The organism is Pseudovibrio denitrificans JCM 12308, from assembly GCF_001310815.1.
GTDB lineage: Bacteria > Pseudomonadota > Alphaproteobacteria > Rhizobiales > Stappiaceae > Pseudovibrio > Pseudovibrio denitrificans.
Window position 1 is genome coordinate 371,886 of record NZ_BAZK01000004.1, and the last position, 7,692, is coordinate 379,577.

At 52.6% G+C, this 7,692-nt stretch carries 5 protein-coding genes and 1 pseudogene; all 6 read left to right on the plus strand.

Annotated elements, in window-relative coordinates:
• Positions 1–27 precede the first annotated feature (27 nt).
• The 6 genes and pseudogenes from JCM12308_RS07155 to JCM12308_RS07180 all read left to right on the plus strand — a co-directional run bounded on the left by JCM12308_RS07155 (position 28) and on the right by JCM12308_RS07180 (position 7,638).
• Complete coding sequence (locus JCM12308_RS07155; protein ID WP_054783281.1) at positions 28–2,040, plus strand: heme lyase CcmF/NrfE family subunit; 2,013 nt, start codon at positions 28–30, stop codon at positions 2,038–2,040.
• A 5-nt stretch (positions 2,041–2,045) separates the two neighbouring features.
• Entirely contained in the window at positions 2,046–2,528 is a 483-nt protein-coding gene (locus JCM12308_RS07160; RefSeq protein ID WP_373282339.1) for a cytochrome c-type biogenesis protein, read from the plus strand.
• A 168-nt stretch (positions 2,529–2,696) separates the two neighbouring features.
• Positions 2,697–3,455, plus strand: a pseudogene (locus tag JCM12308_RS07165) (alpha/beta hydrolase family protein); the annotation flags it as partial.
• Positions 3,456–3,628: 173 nt separating this feature from the next.
• A complete protein-coding gene (locus JCM12308_RS07170; protein WP_008550000.1) occupies positions 3,629–5,179 on the plus strand; it encodes a Do family serine endopeptidase in 1,551 nt (516 codons plus the stop codon).
• Between the two features lie 298 nt (positions 5,180–5,477).
• Positions 5,478–6,158 (plus strand): response regulator transcription factor, encoded by a 681-nt coding sequence (locus tag JCM12308_RS07175; RefSeq protein WP_050773914.1) that lies wholly within the window; start codon positions 5,478–5,480, stop codon positions 6,156–6,158.
• Positions 6,142–7,638, plus strand: coding sequence for a sensor histidine kinase (locus JCM12308_RS07180; RefSeq protein ID WP_054783283.1), 1,497 nt, complete (start codon positions 6,142–6,144; stop codon positions 7,636–7,638). Before JCM12308_RS07175 ends, JCM12308_RS07180 begins: the two co-directional genes overlap by 17 nt.
• Positions 7,639–7,692: the final 54 nt, after the last annotated feature.

A 7,692-nucleotide genomic window follows, 5' to 3' on the forward strand; every position in this document is an offset into this window, starting at 1 on the left:
GCGCCAAATGGATACTAGGATAACCTAATGATAATTGAACTTGGCCACTATGCGCTCATCCTGGCATTGGTCGTCGCGGCTGTTCAGTCGGTCTTTCCGGTGTGGGGTGCAGTTAAATCAGACCACCGTCTGATGGGTATGGCACCCGGCCTAGCCGTAATTATGTTCCTGTTGACTTGCGTTTCCTTTGGCGCATTGACTTGGGCGTACCTGACCTCCGACTTCTCGCTTCTGAACACCTATCAGAACTCCCACAGCGATAAGCCACTGATCTATAAGATCTCTGGCGTATGGGGCAACCACGAAGGCTCCATCCTTCTCTGGGTGCTTATTCTGGTGCTATTCGGCGCATTGGTTGCAGTGTTCTCTAGCAACATCCCGCAGCGCTTGCGAGCAGCAACGCTCGGCGCGCAGGGCTGGGTATCCTTCGCATTTCTGCTGTTTGTTATTGTCGCCTCTAACCCGTTCCAGCGCATCAGCCCGGCCCCGATGCAGGGCTCTGGCCTGAACCCAATGCTGCAGGACGTGGGTCTGGCGATCCACCCACCAATCCTGTACGTGGGTTACGTGGGATTCTCCATCGTCTTTGCGTTCGCAGCAGCTGCCCTTATCCTCGGCAAGCTTGATGCCGCTTGGGCGCGCTGGGTTCGTCCTTGGATCCTCGTAAGCTGGATCTTCTTGACCCTCGGCATCGCTATGGGCTCTTACTGGGCTTACTACGAACTCGGCTGGGGTGGCTGGTGGTTCTGGGATCCGGTCGAAAACGCATCCTTCATGCCATGGCTCACAGGCACCGCACTTCTACACTCTGCAATCGTGATGGAACGCCGTGATGCACTGAAGGTCTGGACTGTGTTCCTTGCACTGCTGACATTCTCTTTGTCGCTGCTGGGTACCTTCCTCGTGCGTTCCGGTGTTCTCACCTCTGTGCACGCATTTGCAGTTGATCCGGCGCGTGGCCTGTTCATCCTCGCGATCCTGCTGATCTTTGTGGGTGGGTCTCTCACTCTGTTCGCATGGCGCGCACCACTGCTGCGTCAGGGCGGCCTGTTTGCACCAATCAGCCGTGAGGGCTCTCTGGTTCTGAACAACCTGTTCCTCACCACAGCATGTGCAGCAGTCTTTGTGGGTACGCTCTACCCGCTCGTTCTGGAAGCATTCTCCGGCGACAAGATCTCCGTAGGTGCACCATTCTTCAACCTGACATTCGGCCCGATCATGATCCCGGTCCTGATCCTGATGCCATTCGGCCAGCTTCTGGCTTGGAAGCGCGGTGATGCATGGGGTGTATCTCAGCGCCTGACCACCGCGTTTGTATTGTCCATACTCGCGACTGTCGGTCTGGTCTGGTTCATGGGTGCCAGCACAACAAGCATCATGACAGCCTTTGGCTTCGGTCTTGCGTTCTGGGCAATCTTCGGCTCGCTTTGGGAAATCGTTGACCGTTCGCAGCTGTTCAAAATCGGCTTTGGTCGTGCCATGTCCCGTATCAAGGGCTTCACGCCAACCGTATGGTCCACAGTTCTTGGTCATGCTGGTCTTGGCGTTACTGTCCTTGGTATCGTCACAACATTGGCCTTTGAATCTGAGCACGTAAAAGTGATGCATCCAGGTGAAACGCTGGAGCAAAATGGCTACCACATCACCTATGAAAAAAGCTGGACCCAGGACGGACCAAACTATCAGGAACTCGTGTCCCGCTACACACTCCGTAATGGTGATACTGTTGTCGGTGTGATGGAACCATCCAAGCGTGCTTATGTGGCCAGCGGCATGCCAATGAGTGAAACCTCTATCGCAACCTTCGGCTTCTCTCAGGTTTACTTCGCAACAGGTGACTCTGACGCGAACGGTGGTATTGTGACACGTATCTACTTCAAGCCTCTGATCACGCTGATCTGGATCGGCACTCTGATCATGTCGCTTGGTGGCTGTATCGCACTCTTTGACCGTCGCTTGCGTGTTGGTGCTCCGGTTTCTGCCCGCAAACGCAAGGGCAAAGCTGGCGGCGTTGCAACAGCTGCAGCACCGGCGGAGTAATGACCATGAAGATGAAGTTTGTACTGGTATTAATCTCGTCCATTCTTTTGGGCACTCCGGCCGCGTTCGCCGTAAACCCGGATGAAGTTCTCAAGGATCCCGTTCTGGAAGAACGTGCCCGCGAGATCTCTAAGGAAGTGCGTTGTGTGGTCTGTCAGAACCAGTCCATCGACGACTCCAACGCTCAGCTTGCAAAAGACCTGCGCCTGTTGGTGCGTGAGCGTCTGGTGGAAGGTGATACCAATAAGGAAGTCATGGACTACCTCGTAGCGCGCTACGGTGAGTTCGTACTCCTCAAGCCACGCTTTGCATTCCACACCATTTTCCTTTGGGGTGGTGGGCCACTTGCACTTCTGATTGGTGGCTTCTTCTTATGGCGTGCAGCTAAAAAGAAAAAGTACGCACCACTCAAAACGGAGACAGCTGGCGTCAAGCCGCTGTCGGACGAAGAGCAAGCAGAGCTTGATAAGCTCATGTCCTCCAAATAAGACATTTCAGGTAGAGCCCCGCAAACCAAGTTTGCGGGGCTCACGCTTAATCACATCTTCTTGCAACCAGTTGAATTGTAAAGACGCGTGTAAGCGCGCACTAGATACCTGTCTTTTAATATATATTCTGAATGTGCCAGCTGCGCAGAAACGACAGGAACAGTTCAAATGGCAAACGATCCCATTAAATTGGAATTTGAAGGCTCTCAGGGAGCGCATCTCGCAGCGCGTCTGGATAAACCAGAGGGAGAGCCCAAGGCATACGCACTGTTCGCTCACTGCTTCACATGTTCCAAAGATCTCTCAGCTGCCCGCCGCATTGCATCTGCTCTGACTAAAGACGGCATTGCCGTTCTGCGCTTCGATTTCACTGGCCTTGGCAACAGTGGTGGTGACTTTGCTTCCACCAACTTCTCCTCCAATCTTCAGGATCTCATTCTCGCAGCGAACTACCTGCGTGATCATTTTGAAGCGCCAAAGCTGCTTGTTGGTCACTCTCTGGGTGGTGCCGCAGTTCTTGCCGCTGCCTCTGAAGTTCCTGAGGTCAAAGCTGTTGCGACCATCGGTGCGCCAGCCTCCGCAGATCACGTCATTCATAACTTCGGCGCGTCTCTTGATGAGATTAAAGAGAAGGGCGAAGCAACCGTTCAGCTTGGTGAACGCCCGTTTAAGATTAAACGCCAGTTTATCGAGGATCTTGAAGCTCAGGACGTCCGCTCTCGTGTAGCAGTTCTGAAGAAAGCAGTGCTTGTTCTCCATTCCCCAATCGATGCCACCGTTGGCATTGAAAACGCAGCGCAGATCTTTGAAGCGGCTAAGCACCCAAAATCATTCATCTCTTTGGATGATGCTGACCATCTGCTCTTCAAATACAAAGATGCAGATTATGCAGCGCGCGTGATTGCCGCCTGGGCCAGCCGTTACATGAAGGACTAAGATTGTCCTGATGGGAAGACCTATGAAGTTTTCCCATCATTACAGAAGATTAATGTAGCAGATAGGTGTTTGTAAGGTTCGCTCTGTCATAGTCATCCTCAACGAAATGCAAAAGCCCCGTTTCCCCCAGTAGGGCTGAGATTGACTAAATGGAGTTGAGCCAAATGAAGTTGACCAAGAACGCAAGTTCCAACGTTGTTTCCCTGTCTGCTGCAAAAACTACTTCCAAACGTCGTTCCCGTCTTCTCAATGGTACAATGGCACTCGCAATTGCTGGTGCAATGGTTGCTCCCCTGACACTCGTTCCGGCAACCTCTCAGGCTGAACCTGTACGTGTGGATGTGCCTGCCATGCCAAACTTTGTTGGTCTGGTAGAAGCGGTGCAGCCAACCGTTGTATCTGTTCGGGTTCGCTCTGAAGTAAAAGAGCATGACCGTCTGAGTGGCATTCCTCCAATGTTCCGCGATATGCCGGATGACCACCCACTGCAGAAGTTCTTCCGTGAGTTCGGTGGTAAAGGTGGTGAGCAAAAGAAAAAGGCCCCGCCACGCAAGCGCTTTGACCAGTCTCAGGGCTCTGGCTTCTTCATCTCTGATGATGGCTACGTTGTAACCAACGAGCACGTGGTTGAAGGCGGTACTGAGTTCACCATCGTCACCAGTGAAGGTGATGAGTTGGAAGCAACTCTGGTCGGTGCCGACAAACGCTCAGATCTGGCTCTCCTGAAAGTGGAAAGCGAAGAAAAGTTTGAATACGTCGCATTTGCTGATGATGCACCATTAGTAGGCTCTTGGGTCGTCGCGGTTGGTAACCCGTTCGGCTTGGGTGGTACTGTGACTGCCGGTATCGTTTCTGCTCGTGGCCGTGACATCGGCGCAGGCATCTACGATGACTTCCTCCAGATTGATGCTTCTGTGAACCGTGGTAACTCCGGTGGTCCTGCATTCAACGTGAAGGGTGAAGTTGTTGGCGTGAACTCAGCGATAGTCTCTCCAAGCGGTGGTAACGTAGGTATCGCGTTTGCGATCCCGGCTCAGACCGCCAAAAAGATCATTTCTGATCTGAAGGAAGATGGTGCAGTGACCCGCGGTTGGCTTGGTGTTCAGATCCAGCCAGTCACCAAGGACATTGCTGAATCTCTCGGCCTCGATAATGAAAACGGCACGCTGGTTGCTGAAGTGCAGGGTGATACACCTGCAAAAGCAGCAGGCTTCCAGGCTGGCGATATCATTCTGAAAGTGGATGGTGAAGAAGTGAATGGCCCACGTGAGCTGGCAAAAGTCATCGCAGGCTACTCACCAAACACCGAAGTTGAGATTGAGTACTGGCGTGATGGTGAAATCAACACCGCGACTGTAAAGCTCGGCACCATTCCTGAAGAAAAGCAGCAGGCTTCTGCCAAGCAGAGCGAAGATGCTAACACCGCACTGGTAGACAGCCTTGGTCTGGAACTGGCAACAGCTGAAGAAGCTGGTGTTGATGAGGAAGGCGTGGTTGTCACTAAGGTTGATCCGGATGGACCAGCAGCTGACAAAGGCCTCGCACCAGGCGCAATCATCACCGAAGTTGCCAACGTAAAAGTTCAGAGTCCAGCGGATGTTGCAGAGCAGGTTGAAAAAGCTCGTGAGCAAGGCCGCAAAGCAGTCCTGCTTCGTGTGACCCGCGGTGAAAACACTCTGTTCGTTGCGATCCCACTGGAGAAAGGTGACGAATAAGTCATCGACAAGAATGTGGATCACGGGAAACGCCCCCTCTCGTGATCCCTTATCGAAGCACTGATAACTCTCACACGTGCCTCGATTGTTTGAGGGGCTGATAGCAAGAGAAGCCCTCAACTTGATGTCAGCCCCCAAAACCAATGCTGGAAGAAAAGGCAGAGACCTGACCATCTGCCAACTTCACCTATAAAACTTATGCAAATGCTGATGGTTGCCCCCAACAGCATTTGCATTTTTTTATCGTTTCCCTTCATTGTGGGAAAACGACCAATGCCTTGCTCTGGGAAATGAAAAAATGAGAATCTTGATTATTGAAGATGATCGGGAAGCAGCAGATTATCTGCTCAAAGCACTGAAAGAAGCAGGGCACTCACCTGATCATGCAGACAATGGCGAAGACGGACTTGAGCTGGCAATCTCCAACACATGGGATGTGCTCGTCGTCGACCGCATGCTGCCAAAACGCGATGGCCTGTCCATCATCGAAACACTGCGCGCCTCTGGTGATGAAACTCCGGTTTTGATCCTCTCAGCACTGTCACAGGTAGACGACCGCGTCACCGGACTGCGTGCCGGAGGTGACGATTACCTTCCAAAACCCTACGCTTTTTCTGAGCTGCTCGCACGAGTTGAAGTGCTGAGCCGCCGCAAAGCTGGTCCTCAGGTGGAAACCAAATTGCAGGTCTCCGATCTGGTGCTGGACCGTCTCGCGCACTCTGTGACCCGCGCGGGGCAGGAGATTGTGCTACAGCCTCGTGAGTTCCGCCTTCTTGAATACCTTATGAAGCATGCTGGACAAGTGGTGACCCGTACCATGCTGCTGGAAAACGTCTGGGACTATCATTTTGATCCGCAGACCAACGTGATTGATGTTCACATCTCAAGGCTGCGGTCTAAGATCGACAAAGGCTTCGATTTCCCGTTGCTTCATACTGTTCGTGGTGCAGGATATTCCATCCGTGACAGCTCTAACTAGGATCCTCTCAACCACAGCCTTCAAGCTGGCAGCCATTTATCTGACGTCGTTTACGGCGCTCTCCGTGTTCCTGTTCATCTTCATCTCGCAGAACACAGATGATCTGATGAACAAACAGGTCGTGCAAACCGTTGATGCTGAGATTCAGGGCCTTGCTGAGCAATACGCCCAAAACGGCATCAACGGTCTTGTAGTTGGCGTAGAGCGTCGTGTCAGAAGCCCCAACTCCAATCTTTACCTCATTCTGGATTACTCCGGGAATGTCATCACCGGCAACATCGCCTACCTGCCTGAAAAGGTACTGTCGGAGTCCGACGGCAGAATTCAGTTTGTCAGCTACACGCCGCTTGGCCTTCCTGAAACGGATGAAAACAAAGCCAAAGCGATTGTGCGCATCTTCGAGTTGCCGGGTAACTTCAAGCTTCTGGTTGGGCGAGATCTTGAGGATCAGGTTCACTTGAAAAGTCTGCTCGGAGACGCTTTGACCCTCTGGCTCGTCGGCATGGTGGTGCTGGCTGGCATCACGTGGTTCTTCCTCAACCGCCGTATCCTAAAGCGAATCGACAACCTGTCCATGAGCTCCCGTCAGATCATGGAGGGTGACCTTGCTGGCCGTCTGGATGTGACTGGCAATGGCGATGAGTTCGATCGTCTGGCAAGCAATCTCAATGTGATGCTGGACCGGATTGAAGAGCTTATGAAGGGCCTGAAAGAAGTTTCCGACAACATCGCCCATGATCTCAAAACCCCTCTCACACGCATGCGTGGCCGCGTTGAGGCTGCCCTACGCCGTGATCTCAATGCAAAAGAGGGGCGTGAGTGTCTCGAGGATACACTTGTTGAGACTGACGAGCTGATCAACACCTTCAACGCCCTATTGCGTATCGCTCGTGTTGAAGCTGGTTCTACTGGTGCCCAACTGGAACCATTGCAGTTGAACACCATCGTCAATGATGTCTGCGAGTTATATGAACCTGTTGCCGAAGATGATGGTGTTACCTTCTCAGTTTCAACAGAGGCTGAACCAACCATTGAAGGCGACCGCGAACTTCTGGCTCAGGCTTTGGCCAACCTGATTGAAAATGCCCTCAAATACGGTCGTCCAACCGAAGAGAATGTTAAACCCGCAATCAAAGTCGTACTGTCTGCAAACGATGAGCAAGCTATACTCAGTGTGGAAGACAACGGTGCAGGGATCGCAGAAGTCGACCGCGAGCGGGTGTGTAATCGGTTCGTCCGGCTCGACAGCTCTCGTCATGCACCGGGATCTGGACTTGGATTGTCACTTATCAAGGCGGTGGTAACTCTCCATCATGGAGAATTGCAGTTAACATCGGCTGGTTCAGTAGATGATTCTGGAAGTGATGAGCAATCAGGCTTGTGCGCCCGGATTGTTCTGCCTCTGACAAAGGGGCAAAGAGGTGAGGGAGAGGGCAACGAAGCATGGGACAAGGCTCAGAAGAAGAACGCCACCAGCTAAAAAGCAGCATTCTGAAGCGCGAACACAGAGAAGGAGCACTAGCCCCTCTGTTTG

What these genes read in the sequence shown, in the direction of transcription:
- JCM12308_RS07155 (WP_054783281.1), top strand. Translation starts at nt 28, where the DNA reads ATGATAATTGAACTTGGCCACTATGCGCTCATCCTGGCATTGGTCGTC.
- JCM12308_RS07160 (WP_373282339.1), top strand. Translation starts at nt 2,046, where the DNA reads ATGAAGATGAAGTTTGTACTGGTATTAATCTCGTCCATTCTTTTGGGC.
- JCM12308_RS07170 (WP_008550000.1), top strand. Translation starts at nt 3,629, where the DNA reads ATGAAGTTGACCAAGAACGCAAGTTCCAACGTTGTTTCCCTGTCTGCT.
- JCM12308_RS07175 (WP_050773914.1), top strand. Translation starts at nt 5,478, where the DNA reads ATGAGAATCTTGATTATTGAAGATGATCGGGAAGCAGCAGATTATCTG.